Origin of the sequence: Shewanella kaireitica, assembly GCF_023284045.1 — a bacterium.
Taxonomy (GTDB): Bacteria; Pseudomonadota; Gammaproteobacteria; order Enterobacterales; family Shewanellaceae; genus Shewanella; species Shewanella kaireitica.
Genome location: NZ_JAKIKQ010000015.1, coordinates 1 through 16,069 on the forward strand (window position 1 = coordinate 1; position 16,069 = coordinate 16,069).

Below are 16,069 nucleotides of genomic sequence, written 5' to 3' on the forward strand. Positions count from 1 at the left end.
AGAGCGAAGCAGGATGCCAGAGCCGAGAATAACTATTAGCTCAAATTCCACTACTTGCCTACAGCGTTTTGAATTCCCGCTGAATGGTCAAACTTTTAATGCAATTGGTATGAGGATAAACCAGTATAAAGATTGGAGTATTTTAGGCAATAAAAAAGGCGACAGATAAACTGTCGCCTATAAAAGTGCAATTAGCACCAATTCTTATTTCAAGTATCCATACTTGCTAGTGACTATCCCGGTCAATATCCGTCTTATTTTTATTGCTTTCCGTGCAATTATTTTAGTTTATGGTCTTCCCGACACTTTATTTTTAGTCCTGTTGTCTTCCTGACCACAGCTTCCGTAGATGGTCTTCATGACACATCACAATCCTATCGTCTATCAATGACGCCTAAGTAACCATCCTTGTTAGGTGTATCTAAGTATCTTCCAGTGATAACAAGCTTCCAGCGAGTGCATCCAAAGCAATTAGCTTCCTATGCCAATGTTTGTATCCTACAAACATTCTCCTATTGGTGCGCGTTTCTCTGAATGTAAGGGTAAATGCTAAATAGCGCTTTGGCCTTCCTAACCAAATCCTTACTAAAATTCTTACGACCGGGACTTCAAACTGAAATCTCTACTCTTATTATTTTTAGTGAGTGGTCTCAATAATATTATTATTATTTTGTTAATTTATTCTTATATCTTAAATGTAAAAATACCAAAATCTGAAAGTTATTATTAAATAATTTTTGTACTAACAGTTGGGTTCATCTCGGTACGGGGCTCATTAAACCGAAATCTGTGATCACTGTCAAGTAAGTTTTTATCGGTAGTTTACGTAAACGTTAAGTAAGTGAAATAAAAAAGGACAGCATCGCTGTCCTTTTAGTATTAACTAATATTTACTTAAGGCTTGATATATATTTAGATAATGCGTCCATATCGTCAGCATTTAGCTTCTTCGCAATATCTTGCATCATGCCATTTAAGTCGTTGTTACGATTTGTATCGTGAAACTTATTTAGCTGGATCTTGATGTAATTAGCGTGCTGTCCGCTAACATCAGGGAATCCTGCAGCTTCAGAACCTTTACCTTCAGGTCCGTGACAAGCAATACATGCTGTGATGCCACGAGCAGAGTCACCGCCTTTGTAAAGTTGTTCACCTAAAGCAGGAACGTCTTTAACTTCGATAACTTGTTTGGTTTGGCTTGCATAGAATGCAGCGATATCAGAGATATCTTCGTCGCTAAGCATCATAGCCATGCCGCCCATGATTGGGTCTGCACGGCCTTCTTTGCCACCTGACTTAGCCGCGCTGCGGAAATCATGTAGTTGCTTTTCGATATAGGTCGTTTGCTGACCAGCAAGTTTGGGGTACATGTCTATCATGCTGTTGCCGTCAACACCGTGACAAGCAGAACAAACAACGGCTTTGGTTTTTCCTGCTTCAGCATTACCTTCGGCCATTACAGGTGAAGACATTGTGGCTAAAACAGACAGCGCAAGAGCTAACTTTTTCATGGCGTTCCAACTTCTTATTAAAATATTTGTCCTGAGCTTACTAGGAAGACCCGCAAGCGTGATAAAATGTATTTTATGTGATCGGGGTAATATTTTACACGAAATTGTGAAAATGTAAGCAACTCTTCGATATTTAACAGAGTTAGTTGAGAAAATTTTGGAGTTAATTGTGAGTGAATCTCGTATCGATTTCCGTAAAGCAGAGTTTTTAATTAGTGCGCCGGACATTGCGCACTTAAATGAATACCTCCCAGGTGACGTTGGGGTGGAGATAGCCTTTGCGGGTCGTTCGAACGCGGGTAAATCTAGTGCGTTAAATTTATTAACAGAGCAAAAAATCGCCCGTACCAGTAAAACGCCTGGTCGAACGCAGTTGATTAACGTGTTTAAACTAGACAAACATCGCCGCTTGGTGGATTTGCCGGGTTATGGTTTTGCTCAAGTTCCATTGGCACTTAAAAAGAAGTGGCAGCAAGCGCTAGGTGAATACTTACTTAAGCGTGAATGTTTAAGTGGCGTTGTAGTATTGATGGATATTCGTCATCCACTGAAAGATCTTGATATGCAGATGATTGAGTGGGCAGTTGAAAGTGACATTCCCGTTTTAGCACTATTAACTAAGGCTGATAAGTTGGGTCAAAGTGCCAGAATGAAAATGGTTAATGAAGTGCGCAAAAAGCTGAGTAACTTTGATGATGCAGTGAAAGTAGAAGCCTTTTCTTCATTGAAAGGGATTGGCAAAGGCAAGGTATTGGGCATTCTTGACCAGTGGTGTAAGCCGCAATGGTTGCAAGAGCAGCTGACTGCAGAAGCGATTGAAGCGCAAATAGAATCTGATAAGTAGTCATCTCGACACTGTAAGACGGCTGGTATGAATAACGCTCCTAATGACAGGGGCGTTTTTTTTAGCCAAAAAAAAACCGACGGAATAAACCATCGGCGTAAATTAGCTCTTTTGGGGAGAAGCTAAATTCAACAAGACTCAAGACCTACCAAACTATGTTGATAGTGCTTAATGAACACAGCATAACTGTTTTTTTTACCGAATTAAAGTATTTACTCTAAATTTTATTTAAGACGAAAAAAAGCCCCAGCAGATTAGATCTGCTGGGGCGCCATAATTTGGCAATTCACTTCAAATCAGCGAATTTAAAAAAAGGTCTGAAAGATAGAACATCTTAACCTCTGTACCCTACGCAGAGAATATTACCCTATTAACCGTATTATGAAAAACAGTTTTTGTAAAAAACACACAATAATGTGACGCCGATCTCAAGAATCGTTCAATAAAAATACATGTTTTGATCAGTATATTTCATATTACTGATTTAAAAACATATGCTTGCGTTGCTTTTAAATTGAACAGTTGATTAGCGAGATAGATTATGGATTTTCTGTTCAGTGGCTGAACTGACTAGCCGTTTTCACAAAGGGGCTATCGGGGTCAGGTTGGCAGGTTTAGATTAATAGAGCTGATTGATAGTAATCAGCTCTATGAGGCTTCATTTTATATAATTGATTAGGCGAGATTTGATCATCTCTAACCAGTCACCATCAATTTAGTGCGCCTGCTCCCAGTTGTCACCAATGCCGGCTTCAGCAAGCAGTTCTACATCAAGTGTTGCAGCTGCGGCCATTAACTCACAAACCTTAACTTGCAAACTGTCAGCTTTATCAGCATCAACTTCAAATACCAATTCATCGTGTACCTGCATGATCATGGTGATTTCACCGTTTGTTTCGGTCTCAATCCATTTAGCGACGTTAATCATTGCTTTTTTAATTATATCGGCAGCTGTGCCCTGCATAGGTGCGTTGATCGCTGCGCGTTCGGCAGCTTGCCTGCGCATTGCGTTGCGATCTTTAATCGCAGGTAAATACAATCGGCGTCCAAATAGAGTCGATACATAGCCGAGATCAGTGGCAATAGCGCGAGTCTCTTCCATGTAATTGAGCACACCTGGGTAGCGTTTAAAGTAGGTATCGATATAACGTTGTGCTTCTGCGCGAGGGATATCTAATTGTTTGGCTAATCCAAAGGCCGACATACCATAGATTAGACCGAAGTTGACAGCTTTTGCACGGCGACGTTGATCGCTAGTGACCTCACTGAAATCCACATCAAATACCTCTGCTGCTGTCGCTTTATGAATATCTTTACCTTCAGCAAAAGCGGTTAGCAGACCTTTATCTTGCGATAGGTGCGCCATGATCCTTAGTTCGATTTGCGAGTAATCGGCTGCGAGGATTTTTCTGCCTTCAGGGGCGATAAACGCATGGCGAATACGGCGACCCTCTTCGGTTCTAATAGGGATGTTCTGCAGGTTCGGCTCACTAGAAGACAAGCGCCCTGTAGCAGCATTCGCTTGGTGGTAGCTGGTATGAACTCGCCCTGACTTGGCATTGACCATTAAGGGGAGCTTGTCAGTATATGTGCTTTTTAGCTTGGCAAGACTGCGATGCTCCAGAATGATTTTCGGCAATGGATAATCTAGCGCCAATTCAACCAAAACCTCTTCAGCGGTTGAAGGAGCGCCTTTTGGGGTTTTCTTGATAATTGGGTAACCGAGCTTCTCGAAAAATAGCTCTTGTAGCTGTTTTGGCGATGCAAGATTAAATGGCTGACCTGCAATCTCATGGGCTTTTGATTGAAGATCATCAATTTTACGCGCCAGCTCTTCGCTTTGCTGGCCTAGCAGCATGCTATCGATGAGGACGCCCTGACGCTCAATTGTTGACAGTATATCGATCAATGGTAGTTCTATATCGGTAAATACACTGGCAAGTTCCGGCAGCTTCTCTAATCGAGGCCACAAGTGTTGATGTAGTCTTAGGGTGATATCTGCGTCTTCAGCCGCATAAGGCGCTGCAGTTTCCAGCGGGATCTGATTGAAAGTGAGCTGTTTGGCCCCTTTACCAGCAATCTCTTCAAAGCTGATATTTTTGTGGCCAAGATATTTAAGCGCCAAGTCATCCATATTGTGTTTTGATGCGACAGAGTTAAATACATAGGACTCAAGCATAGTATCGAACTGTACACCTTTAAGCTCAATGCCCGCATTAGCAAAAATGCTGATGTCGTATTTAAGGTTTTGACCAACCTTTTTAATTGCCTCATTTTCTAACAATGGTGTTAGTTTCTCAAAAACCAATGCTTTATCAAGTTGCTCTGGCGCATCTACGTAGTCATGAGACAAGGGCAGGTAGGCAGCTTTGCCCACTTCTACTGCAAATGATATCCCAACCAGTTCAGCTTCCATGTAGTTGAGACTTGTGGTCTCAGTATCAATGGCAATGAGCTCTGCTTTGCTAAGTGTTGCAATCCAGCTGTCGAGTTGCTCAACAGATAAAATAGTGTCGTACTTGGCTTCAATATCTTGCTTAACGACGGCTTCATCGTGGTCTTCATTTGCGGTGGCGGTGGATTTGTTATCTAGTACCTCCGCTAACCAACGCTTAAACTCCATTTCGCCATAGCATTTAACTAGCTCATCTTTATTGGCTGGTTCAATATCCATGGTGCGCCAATCTTGCTCAAGTTCTACATCAAGCTTAATGGTGGCGAGCTCATAACTCAGTTTAAGCATATCGCCGTGCTCAGCGATTTTTGCTGGCATGGTTTTCGAGCCACGAAAACCTAGCGCTGGCATTTTTTCCGGTGCAGCGAGAATATTATCGACGCCGCCTACTCCGAGCAACATCGCTAGCGCCGTTTTTTCACCGACACCTGGTAGACCAGGTATGTTGTCGGCTTTATCTCCCTGCAATGCTAGCAGGTCAATGATAAGCTCTGGGCCTACTCCAAATTTTTCGGTAACTTCAGCAGGGCCCATCACAGTGTTAGTCATGGTATTAATTAAGGTGACATTCTCGTCAACTAACTGCGCCATATCTTTATCACCGGTGCTAATGAGTACAGCACGTCCCTCTTTGCTGGCTTGGGTGGCAATGGTACCTATGACGTCATCAGCTTCGACACCTGGAATACACACTAGTGGTAAACCGAGGGCCTTAATGATTTGATGCAGTGGCGCAATCTGGCCACGCAGATCATCAGGCATTGGTGGACGCTGCGCCTTATACTCTGAGTACATGTCGTTACGGAATGTCTTGCCTTTTGCATCAAATACAACTGCCATTTGGCTAGGTTTATATTGATTTAGCAGACTGCGAAGCATGTTTATCACGCCATATACGGCACCAGTTGCTTCACCTTTAGAGTTAGTCAAATGTGGCGGAGCATAATAGGCGCGGTAAAGGTAAGAGGATCCATCCACAAGGACTAAAGGGTTGTCGGCAATTTTTGGCATAATAGGTATTCATTTATCGCGTTTCGATGATGGCGATAGCATGCCATATCAGCGCTGTTTCAGCTACGGATAAATAATGATGAGCCTGTGGATAACTCTGTGCATGGAACTGCAAAACCAAAATTTACTTATTTTTAGCTATAAAATGGGCGCATGATAAGTTGTTGAATTTTAGTGATAAATTCTAATTGTGTGAAGTGGGTGCAATTTTGAGTAATTAAACTATAAATGTGGACTTTTTATTTTTATTCGTTTTATAAACCTATTCCTTGGTCAAATATTCACCGTTTGATAAAGTGCAGTGATAACTTAGCACGATAATTAATCTGATCAAGCGCTTTATTGCAATTTTGTTAAAACAATATGATATATAAATGGAGATTTTAATGAAAAAAGTCGCAGTTCTTTTAAGTGGTAGTGGCGTCTTCGATGGCACGGAGCTACATGAGTCTGTTTTAACTTTGTTAGAGATCGCCCGTGCTGGTGCATGTTACCAGTGCTTCGCACCTGATATCCCGCAGTTACATGTGGTTAATCATTTAACTGGAGAAGTGGATGAAACTGATAGTCGTAATGTATTGATCGAATCAGCCAGAGTTGCTCGCGGCGATATTAAGCCGGTTACAGATTTAGCTATTAGCGAATTTGACGCATTGATTATCCCTGGTGGCTTTGGCGCAGCGAAGAATCTTTGTAATTTTGCTTTGGCGGGGGCGGATCATATTATCGATCCGAGTGTAAAACAGTTTATTAGCCAATTTACCCAAGCGAGTAAGCCTGTTGGCTTTATTTGCATATCGCCAGTGATGATCCCGCAATGTTATGAGGCAGGCGTAAAGGGCACTATTGGCTCCGATAGTGATACTGCTGCGGCATTTGAGCTGCAAGGGGGCTGCCATCAAGTTGCTGCAGTAGACGATATCGTGATTGATGAGATCAATAAAGTGGTGAGCACCCCAGCTTATATGCTTGCTGGTAGTATTATTGAAGCTCATAGTGGTATTGAGAAGCTGGTTAGGCAAGTGCTATTAATGGCTAAGTAAGTGACGAGAAAAAGGTGCCCTAAACGGGCACCTTTAAAATGCAACGAGTGAGAGTCTTAGCTTAGCTTTTTAAGCTTCAATGCTGCTTGGCTACCAACATACTTAGCATCAATCAGTGAAAGGTCTTCTCCTGTTTTCTCGCCCATAGGGGGAGAAAAAGATAATCGCTTATAGTCATCACTCAATGTTTGCCAGCGTATCTTGTCATCCCTCGAACCATGAGGGTAGAAACCTAGCGTAATGGCATTGTGCAGGCTTGCCACATGCAGTGGACCCGTTGAGCCTGCAATCATCATATCTGCAGCGACTAACGAACGAGAGAATTCGCCGATATCTTTTATCGGCTTAGCCATGATTGCATCATGCCCATCAGCCGTTATTAATTCGACTACACTGGCAGCTAAAGGCTCTTCAGTCGGCCCAAATGTGACGACAAATTTAACTTCGACGCCTGACTCTTTAGCGATAACATCAGCCATGGTGGCAAATTGCGCTGGAGACAGTGAACCTTCAGATCCACCGCTACCTGGATGAATAAAGATAAGCTTCTCATTAGCCGTTTTACCGTAGAACTGCTGCCATTGAGCTTTTTCCTCGCTGACATCCCATAAGCGCCATTTGATGTCTGCCGGGGGAATATATTGTTGGCATAAAAAGTACTCAATATGATCTGTACAGTAGCGCCATTCAGGTTTTAAACATGCACTGCGATTAAGTGGCGCTCTATGGGTATATAAGTATTGGAACCACTTTCTACGTTGGCCTAGTCGATAGGGAATGCCTGCGGCTTTAATGACTTTGGTCATATCTTTATGACTATGCATCACAATGGCGGCATCGTAGCGGTTAGCTTTGATTAGCTCTACGAGGTTCGGATCATCTTTTTTATAAATAAGTAGGTTATCTATAAAGTCGAACTGACTCGCCAATGAGTGGATCAAAGGGGAAACGATGACATCGATCTGAGCGTCGGGCATTGAACGCTTTAACAACGATATTGCTGGTAATGAATGACAAAAATCACCCAGCTTATCGACTCTGACAATCAATATCCGCTTCATGGATGGAAACCTTAATAAAATAAAATCAGTTATACATGTTTGCCCATAAGATGACAATTGAGTCTATGGGTTTGTAGGGCCTCTGCGAGGTTTAGCTGCCAAAAGGCTACATGTTGGTCATTTAGTAGCGTAGCTACTGTGGTTAAACGTACTTTTTCCGGCTGTCGATAAAGCCTTGCAGAACACCGACTAATAATCCACCCAAGTGTGCACCATTGGCAATAGAAAGGCCGAACATATCGGTAAAGCCAAAAACAAGCCATAACAACATAAAACCGATGTAAGCAGGTGGTAGCCCAATGCCTGATTCGGGACGCTTAACTCCCATTATCCAGGTGTAGCCGACTACGGCGTATACCACTCCAGATAGCCCACCGAAATTTGGTCCAGCCATAAAGTACTGCAATATATTCGGTAATGTACCACCGACTAATAGCAGTATAAATAGCGGTTTAAAGCCTATTTTATTCTCGATCTTACCGCCTAAGTACCACCACCATAATAGGTTAAAGATGATGTGCATCGCTGAAAAATGGATAAGGCTTGGGGTGAATAGTCGCCAGAATTCACTGAGTGAGGCAGGTGAGGTAGCGCCAAAGAAGGATAAACTTTCAAAAATGGGGTTTGCAAAGCCGAGATTCATGGCTGCATATATTACTAGGCAACTAAAAAACACCAGCAAAGTGAGTGGACCAGCTCCAGTGATAAATTGCGTGACTAACTGCAGAGCAGGATTACCGTAGTCTAGTTGGGTCTGGGTGCTGCCATTTTCCCATGACGCGGCGAGATACTTCTCGTCATAAGGGTTGCTAAGAAACGCATGATATTCTTGTTGAACTCGAGATAGTTGAGTTTCATCGTGTAGTACCAGCATCACTCCTTGTTCGGCGGGCATAATACTGCAGGTGATGTTCTGCCCTTTGAGATAGTCGATGAGTGCTTGCGCTGCTCTGCCATTGGGTAAGCTGCCTATCTCAATCATCGATCTCTCCTGCTGTCATTAATGAAACGAGTATTACATGTTAGCTTGATGCCAAGCGCTATATCCGCCATCTAAGCTATAAACATTATCAAAACCTTGCTCATTTAGGTAGGTTGCAGCGCTTTGGCTGCTAATACCGTGATAGCAGACAACAATCAAAGGCTGATCCATATCGGCTTGGGCAATAAAATGGCTGATGTTTTCATTACTTAGGTTAAAAGAGCTGTCGATATGTCCTGCTTCAAAGCTGGCGGCATCTCTAATATCGACGATTTGCAAATCGGCTGCGGCCTCTTGCATGTGGATGAGTTGATTGACACTTAAGTGTTGAAACGCTGACATAGAAAACCTGCATTAATCGAATGTGTGAGTAGCGGTTGCTTAGAGACAAATAGGGGCTAGCAATGCGGCTAGCCCCCAAATACAATTTAATCCCAGTTTAGGATCACTTTTCCAGATTGTCCTGAGCGCATGGCATCAAAACCTTGTTGGAAGTCATCTATCTTGTAGTGATGAGTGATAATCGGTGAGATATCTAAACCTGATTGGATCAAGCTCGCCATTTTGTACCAAGTCTCAAACATCTCACGGCCATAAATACCTTTGATGATTAACCCTTTAAAGATAACTTTACTCCAGTCAATCGCCATTTCGCCGCCGGGAATACCTAGCATAGCGACTTTACCACCATGGTTCATAGTATCGAGCATTGAATGGAATGCTGCTGGCACACCCGACATCTCAAGACCTACATCGAAGCCTTCAGTCATGCCAAGTTCGCTCATGACGTCTTCCAAGCTTTCCTTGGCAACGTTGACCGCACGAGTGGCGCCCATTTTCTCAGCTAGCTCGAGACGATATTCGTTGACGTCAGTGATCACCACATGACGCGCACCTACATGACGACAAACTGCTGCAGCCATAATGCCAATTGGACCGGCACCAGTAATCAGCACGTCTTCACCGACAAGATCAAATGATAATGCGGTATGAACAGCATTGCCAAATGGGTCAAAAATAGAAGCTAAATCATCAGAGATATCATCTGGGATCTTAAATGCGTTAAAGGCAGGGATCACTAAATATTCAGCGAATGCGCCTTCACGGTTAACCCCAACACCAGATGTGTTACGGCATAAATGAGTACGACCACCACGACAGTTACGGCAATGACCACAGGTAATATGCCCTTCGCCTGATACTCGGTCACCAATAGTGAAGCCGCGAACCTCTTGGCCCATATCGACAACTTCACCCACATACTCATGGCCAACCACCATAGGCACTGGGATGGTGTTTTGCGACCATTCGTCCCAGTTGTAGATATGCACGTCAGTGCCACAGATGGCGGTTTTACGGATCTTAATCAGCAGATCGTTGTGGCCCATTTCAGGTTTTGGGGCGTCAACCATCCAGATGCCTTCTTCAGGCTTTAGTTTGCTAAGCGCTTTCATCTTATAACCTATGCCAGGCCAACTATTGTTAACCTTTTAATTGATACAAAAAGGGCTACAACATTGTGTAGCCCAATTGGTTTAATTCTAGCTGATAATTCCCATCTCTTTCGCGATACGGGTAAAGGCTTCAATAGCTTTGTCAATTTGCGGCTTAGTATGCGCTGCTGACATTTGTGTTCGGATACGCGCTTGACCTTTTGGTACCACAGGGAAGGAGAAACCAATCACATAGATGTTCTCAGCTAGCAGGCGGTTGGCAAAGTCACCGGCCAGTTTAGCATCGCCGATCATGACTGGAATGATGGCATGATCTGCACCACCAAGGGTGAAACCTGCTGCTGACATCTGCTCACGGAAGTAACGGCTGTTTTCCCATACCGCTTCACGTAACTCTTGGCCATCTTTAAGCATTTCTAAAACATGAATAGATGCTGTAACGATTGAAGGTGCCAAAGAGTTAGAGAAAAGGTACGGACGAGAGCGTTGACGTAACCAATCGACCACTTCTTTCTTCGCAGAAGTGAATCCACCGGAAGCACCGCCAAGCGCCTTACCTAATGTGCCTGTAATAATATCAACGCGATCCATAACCTCACAGAATTCATGAGTACCACGCCCCTCTTGGCCTACAAAGCCTACTGCGTGAGAGTCATCAACCATCACTAGCGCGTCGTACTTGTCTGCAAGATCACACACACCTTTAAGGTTAGCGATTACGCCATCCATAGAGAATACGCCGTCGGTAGCGATCAAGATATTGCGTGCACCGGCTTCTTTTGCTGCTTTAAGCTGGATTTCAAGATCAGCCATATCGTTGTTAGCATAGCGGAAGCGTTTTGCTTTACATAAACGCACACCATCAATAATAGAGGCGTGATTTAGTGCGTCAGAGACGATAGCGTCTTCTGCACCTAATAGTGTTTCAAACAGCCCTGCGTTGGCATCGAAGCATGAAGAGTAAAGAATGGTGTCTTCCATGCCAAGAAATGAACTTAGGCTTGCTTCTAATGTTTTATGGATATCTTGGGTGCCGCAGATGAATCGCACTGACGCCATACCGAAACCATGGGCATCAAGTCCGCCTTGTGCTGCCTTGATTAGCTCTGGGTGATTCGCTAAACCCAAATAGTTGTTGGCACAAAAGTTAATAACTTCGTCGCCATTGACTTCAATTGCAGTCTGTTGAGGAGAAACAATTACGCGCTCGCTCTTATAAAGGCCTTCCGCTTTTACATCGGCAAGCTGTTGATTTATTTGGTCGTAGAATGAGGTCTTTGCCACCTGAATTCTCCTTAACTAGTATTGTTTTGATTATTGGAGTGGCGGCATTTTAACCTTAAAAAGCCCAGCTCTACAGCATTTTTTTGCGCAACATCCTCCTGATAAGCCTGATTAGGCCTGCAGGATGTTTCGGATTAGTTAAACTAATTAAAGGTTTGTATTTTTTGGGTTGATGTTTTTGCTGTTGAGGACAATATCTATTGCCTGGAAATAGTTGCTTAAGTATCAAATAAGAATTTTACTCAATGAGTGATTAACTAAAACGATTGAAAGTTGGTCTACTGACTAAGATTTTAAATTGTGAGCTCTTAGCACTGCTTTCAACAAGGCATTTAGCAAACGCCTTGTTGAACCTTGTCTAAGCTGCAGTTTCAGCACCACTTGCCATAGAGGTATAATACTCTTCTAGCCTTTCAAAGGTAGCTGCAGACTCTGGAGTTGAATAGGCTTTAAATATCATGATCACTCGCAGTAATCCCTCATAGAGTGATTCTTTAGTGATTGAACCAATACAAGACTGCGTTTGCGTTAATTTATAGCTTATCCAAAAGCTCACCAACATTTTTATGGTATCTGCTAGCGGCGCAATATCATCTTCTTCAATTTTTAAAAAACCATCTTGTGTCAGCTTGATAAGCACGCTACTTGAGCGTGCAAGTACGTCCTGCTGGGCTTGTAGATATCGATTTTTTAATGCTTCATCTCGGCTGAGGATATCAGCGAGATTGGCGTACATAAAACGGAATTGCCACAGGGTGTAAAACATAGCATCAAAGTAACCGACTAGAAGATCAACATCGACCTCTTTGTCGACATAAGGCTGGAAGCCTGATTCTAAATGTTGCTCATAGAGGCTAAATATAGAGCGAATGATGTCTTCTTTATTACGGAAATGGTAATAGAGGTTCCCTGGGCTAATATTTAGGTGGGCTGCAATATGATTGGTTGTGATTGTTCTTTCGCCATGCTGGTTAAATAGTTCTAAGCTGGCTTGTACGATTTTGTCACGGGTCTTCATATTCATCCTAAATGCTTAATATCCAAGAAATTGCCGCCTTTAATGGTAAGACTCACTAGGCTTGGCGATAAAAAATGCTCGCGCAACTCGACATATTCGCGGTTAGGCATCTACGTTAAGTTGTGACTATCATGTTAGCATTGATGCAATTCTTCAAGCAAAACTCACGAAAGTAAAAAAATTCATGAATCGTAGCCTCTATTCTGCTTTGCTTTATCTTATCTCGCCATTGCTGATGGTTTACTTATTTGTACGTGGTTTTAAAAGCCCTGATTATCGTCTTAGATGGAATGAACGCTTTGGTATTAAAGGATTAGAGCAAACGGATCTGTTACTGCATTGTGTTTCTATGGGGGAAACCTTAGCAGCTATTCCACTGATAAAAAAAATTCAAGCAGCTTACCCAGATCTATCTATCACTGTCACTACAACCAGCCCAACGGGATCGAGAGAAGTACTTCGAGCATTTTCAGGTCAAGTGCAGCACTGTTATCTGCCATTCGATCTTGCTTGGTGCAGTAAACGTTTTATCAATCAAATCGCGCCTAAGTATTGCATCATTATGGAAACAGAGTTGTGGCCTAACCTCATTCACTATCTTAAGCACAGTGGCGCTAAAGTCTTGTTGGCAAATGCTCGCTTATCGCAAAAGTCCGCTAATGATTATCACAAGCGTCCAGGTTTGAATCTACCCATGCTACAGAGTTTGGATGCAATAGCGGCTCAGTCAGAGCAAGCTGCCGAACGATTTATCGCTCTTGGTGTTGCGACCGATAACATAACTGTATGCGGTAGTTTGAAATTTGATCTCAATATTGAGCAAACACGCATCGATGCCGCTCAGTTGATGCGAGAAAGCTGGAATGCACTGCAACGTCCTATCTGGGTGGCAGGCTCGGTGCACCCTGGTGAGTTCGAGATTATGATCCAAGCTCATCAACGAGTGCTACAACAATATCCAACCGCGTTAATGGTACTCGTACCACGTCACCCTGAGCAGTTTGATGCGGCGGTGGCCGTGGTCAAAGCGGCAGGAATGCTGGTGGTTAGGCGCAGTATAAATGATGAGGTCACTGCGCAAACTCAAGTTGTCGTTGGCGATACAATGGGCGAGTTACTCACGCTATATGCTGCAGCAGACCAAGCATTTGTTGGTGGCACCTTGATCGAAAATGGTGGCCATAACCCATTAGAGCCCGCCGCTGTGGGGTTGCCGGTATTTGTGGGACCACATCATTGGGACTTTAATGAGATCACTGAATTATTGCAGCGGGAAGGGGCGTTACAGGTTGTTGACTCTAGTGATACGTTAGCTCAGGTTCTCATTTCAATGTTTAATGACAAGCTCGCCTATCAGGCGGCAAGTGAAGCGGGTAAGCAAGTTATGCTGCAAAATCGAGGTGCATTGGATAAGCAGTTTGCATTGGTGGATTTAATGTTGAAAGTGAAACCTAGCGAGAAGAGCTAAATCCGGCTATCCCGCTGGAATAACAGCGGGTAACAAAGTGTGGCTTATTTTTTAGTGAGCGCTGTGCTATATGCAGCGTGCAGCTGTTGCCAATTTGCCTCGCTAAAGCAAAGTGTTGGTAGTTTGGCTAACTCTTTTCTAAAGGAGCGCAGTAAGCGATCCATGTTGGCTTTTTGCCAGTCAGCTTTTGCTGTTCTTAACTCGCCGCGATCAAAATCGATTAAATAGAACTGTTCATCTGCAATTAGAATATTTTTTGCATTGAGATCGGCGTGGTACACCCCGTGATTATGGAAGCGGGCAATGCATCGACCTAAAGCTTGCCACTGCTCGGTAGTCATTGCTGTTTTACTTAATCTTGCCACGAGATCTTCGGCGCCTTCTACTCGCTCGATGATTAAATCAGCGCGGTAGTAAAGGCCGCTTCGCTCGACATTTGCAGCGATAGGTTTAGGAACGGGGAAGCCCTGATCATAAAGGGTTTCTAGTAACGCCAGTTCCGCCACTGCTCGGGTACGTGTTAAACCTGTAAATAGGTACTTATCACGGCTGACCTTTTCTATTAAGCCGCCACGATAATAGTGACGTAACACCCATTGTTGAGCGTTTTTTTGTTCAATACTGGCATCGACAAACCAAGTTGTATAACGGCCTTTAGATGAGCCTGTTACCGCTTCGCGTGCACGCCAGAAATCCACACTAAACCAAGTAGTTTTGATATGTTCAGAGGTATGTTCGCAATAAGCGATGCTGCCAGTGGCTGTTTTTTTAAACTTCATAGATAGAATTGTACGCTAAAGCGTGGAACCTGCAGCCATTCTACATTAAGATCGGTGGATTACGCCAAATAACCTTCGAGTCCTATGAGCTTAACGACCCCGAATCTCCCTACTGAATCGCAAGTAAATACGTTGGATTTAACCAATGCTAACTCTTTGTGTCTACTCAGACTGTCGGCTATTGGCGACGTATGCCATGCGGTTGCTATGGTGCAATCGATTCAACGACGTTATCCACAGCTCAAAATTACTTGGGTATTAGGCAAAATTGAATATCAACTGTTAAAACACCTTCCTGGAGTGGAATTTGTAATTTTCGATAAGTCACAAGGCTGGCGCAGTTACATTAATTTAAAACGAGCGCTTAAAGGGCAGCAGTTTGATGTGCTACTGCATATGCAAATAGCGCTTAGAGCGACCATCGCATCCCTTGCTATATCAGCTAAGGTGCGTATTGGTTTTGACAGATTCCGCGCCAAAGAGGGGCAATGGTTGGTGACTAACCGCCGCATAGAGCCACAAGCAACCCCCCATGTACTTGATGGCTTTATGGGGTTTGCTAAGGCCGTTGGCGTTACGGATACCCGTTTAAGTTGGAACATCCCGGTTCTTGCTGCTGATACAGAGTTTGCTGAAAGTTTGATCCCAAGCGGAAGTCCGGTTTTGGTTATATGCGCTGCAGCAAGTAAAGCCGAGCGTAATTGGCTGCCAGAGCGTTATGCCGCTGTGGCTGATCACGCTGTGGCCTGTGGCTATCGAGTGATGTTGTGTGGCGGACCGACAGCATTGGAGAAAAAACTGGCCGAAGCTATACAAGGTTTTGCTCAGTCAGAGCTTGAAGATCAGGTTTGCAAAACATCATTGTTGCAACTGTTAGCACTGTTAAAGCAAGCCAGTATAGTACTGGCACCTGATACTGGCCCTGCCCATATGGCAGTGACTCAAGGTACGCCAGTTATTGGTCTATATGCCCATTCTAACCCAGGGCGAACAGGGCCGTATTTATCACAAGATAGTGTGGTGAGTGTTTACGACACCATTATTCGAGAGCAAAAAGGCAATGATGTGCCTTGGGGCGTTAGAGCTAAAGGCGAGCAGTTAATGCAGCAGATTGAGCTTGCTGCAGTCATTGAGCAGTTTGACCGTTTGAAGAGCTAAT

General features: G+C 43.6%; 13 protein-coding genes. 4 read left to right on the plus strand and 9 right to left on the minus strand.

What is annotated here, in order from left to right; genetic code table 11:
• Positions 1-890: 890 nt before the first annotated feature.
• Positions 891-1,511 carry a c-type cytochrome gene (locus tag L2730_RS16360; protein ID WP_248975573.1) on the minus strand — a complete coding sequence of 207 codons (621 nt, stop codon included), beginning with the start codon at positions 1,509-1,511 and terminating at the stop codon, positions 891-893.
• A gap of 169 nt (positions 1,512-1,680) precedes the next feature.
• Between L2730_RS16360 and yihA the strand changes: the two genes are divergently transcribed.
• Positions 1,681-2,355, plus strand: a complete 675-nt coding sequence (gene yihA, locus L2730_RS16365) for a ribosome biogenesis GTP-binding protein YihA/YsxC (RefSeq protein ID WP_248975574.1) — start codon at positions 1,681-1,683, stop codon at positions 2,353-2,355.
• Between the two features lie 715 nt (positions 2,356-3,070).
• Here the strand turns inward: yihA and polA are convergent.
• A complete protein-coding gene (gene polA, locus L2730_RS16370; RefSeq protein WP_248975575.1) occupies positions 3,071-5,821 on the minus strand; it encodes a DNA polymerase I in 2,751 nt (916 codons plus the stop codon).
• A 386-nt stretch (positions 5,822-6,207) separates the two neighbouring features.
• Between polA and elbB the strand changes: the two genes are divergently transcribed.
• Positions 6,208-6,864 carry an isoprenoid biosynthesis glyoxalase ElbB gene (gene elbB / locus L2730_RS16375; protein ID WP_248975576.1) on the plus strand — a complete coding sequence of 219 codons (657 nt, stop codon included), beginning with the start codon at positions 6,208-6,210 and terminating at the stop codon, positions 6,862-6,864.
• Positions 6,865-6,920: 56 nt separating this feature from the next.
• On the opposite strand, the gene L2730_RS16380 is transcribed toward elbB, so the two are convergent.
• The 6 genes from L2730_RS16380 to L2730_RS16405 form a co-directional block, all read right to left on the minus strand.
• The gene (locus L2730_RS16380; protein ID WP_248975577.1) at positions 6,921-7,925 is read right to left on the minus strand and encodes a glycosyltransferase family 9 protein; all 1,005 of its coding nucleotides are present in this window, start codon (positions 7,923-7,925) and stop codon (positions 6,921-6,923) included.
• A 142-nt stretch (positions 7,926-8,067) separates the two neighbouring features.
• Entirely contained in the window at positions 8,068-8,907 is an 840-nt protein-coding gene (glpG, locus tag L2730_RS16385; RefSeq protein WP_248975578.1) for a rhomboid family intramembrane serine protease GlpG, read from the minus strand.
• 33 nt (positions 8,908-8,940) lie between these two features.
• Positions 8,941-9,249 carry a thiosulfate sulfurtransferase GlpE gene (gene glpE / locus L2730_RS16390; RefSeq protein WP_248975579.1) on the minus strand — a complete coding sequence of 103 codons (309 nt, stop codon included), beginning with the start codon at positions 9,247-9,249 and terminating at the stop codon, positions 8,941-8,943.
• A gap of 86 nt (positions 9,250-9,335) precedes the next feature.
• On the minus strand, positions 9,336-10,361 hold the full coding sequence (gene tdh / locus L2730_RS16395) for an L-threonine 3-dehydrogenase (RefSeq protein WP_248975580.1): 1,026 nt from the start codon (positions 10,359-10,361) through the stop codon (positions 9,336-9,338).
• An 87-nt stretch (positions 10,362-10,448) separates the two neighbouring features.
• Positions 10,449-11,645: a glycine C-acetyltransferase gene (locus L2730_RS16400; protein WP_248975581.1), complete on the minus strand. Its 1,197-nt coding sequence runs from the start codon at positions 11,643-11,645 to the stop codon at positions 10,449-10,451.
• A 358-nt stretch (positions 11,646-12,003) separates the two neighbouring features.
• The gene (locus L2730_RS16405) at positions 12,004-12,663 is read right to left on the minus strand and encodes a TetR/AcrR family transcriptional regulator (RefSeq protein WP_248975582.1); all 660 of its coding nucleotides are present in this window, start codon (positions 12,661-12,663) and stop codon (positions 12,004-12,006) included.
• 184 nt (positions 12,664-12,847) lie between these two features.
• Between L2730_RS16405 and waaA the strand changes: the two genes are divergently transcribed.
• The gene (gene waaA, locus L2730_RS16410) at positions 12,848-14,131 is read left to right on the plus strand and encodes a lipid IV(A) 3-deoxy-D-manno-octulosonic acid transferase (RefSeq protein WP_248975583.1); all 1,284 of its coding nucleotides are present in this window, start codon (positions 12,848-12,850) and stop codon (positions 14,129-14,131) included.
• A gap of 44 nt (positions 14,132-14,175) precedes the next feature.
• Here the strand turns inward: waaA and L2730_RS16415 are convergent, their stop codons facing one another.
• The gene (locus L2730_RS16415) at positions 14,176-14,910 is read right to left on the minus strand and encodes a 3-deoxy-D-manno-octulosonic acid kinase (protein ID WP_248975584.1); all 735 of its coding nucleotides are present in this window, start codon (positions 14,908-14,910) and stop codon (positions 14,176-14,178) included.
• Positions 14,911-15,117: 207 nt separating this feature from the next.
• Here L2730_RS16415 and L2730_RS16420 point away from each other — a divergent pair, with 207 nt between their 5' ends.
• Positions 15,118-16,068: a glycosyltransferase family 9 protein gene (locus tag L2730_RS16420; protein WP_248975670.1), complete on the plus strand. Its 951-nt coding sequence runs from the start codon at positions 15,118-15,120 to the stop codon at positions 16,066-16,068.
• The last annotated feature ends 1 nt before the right edge of the window (position 16,069 follow it).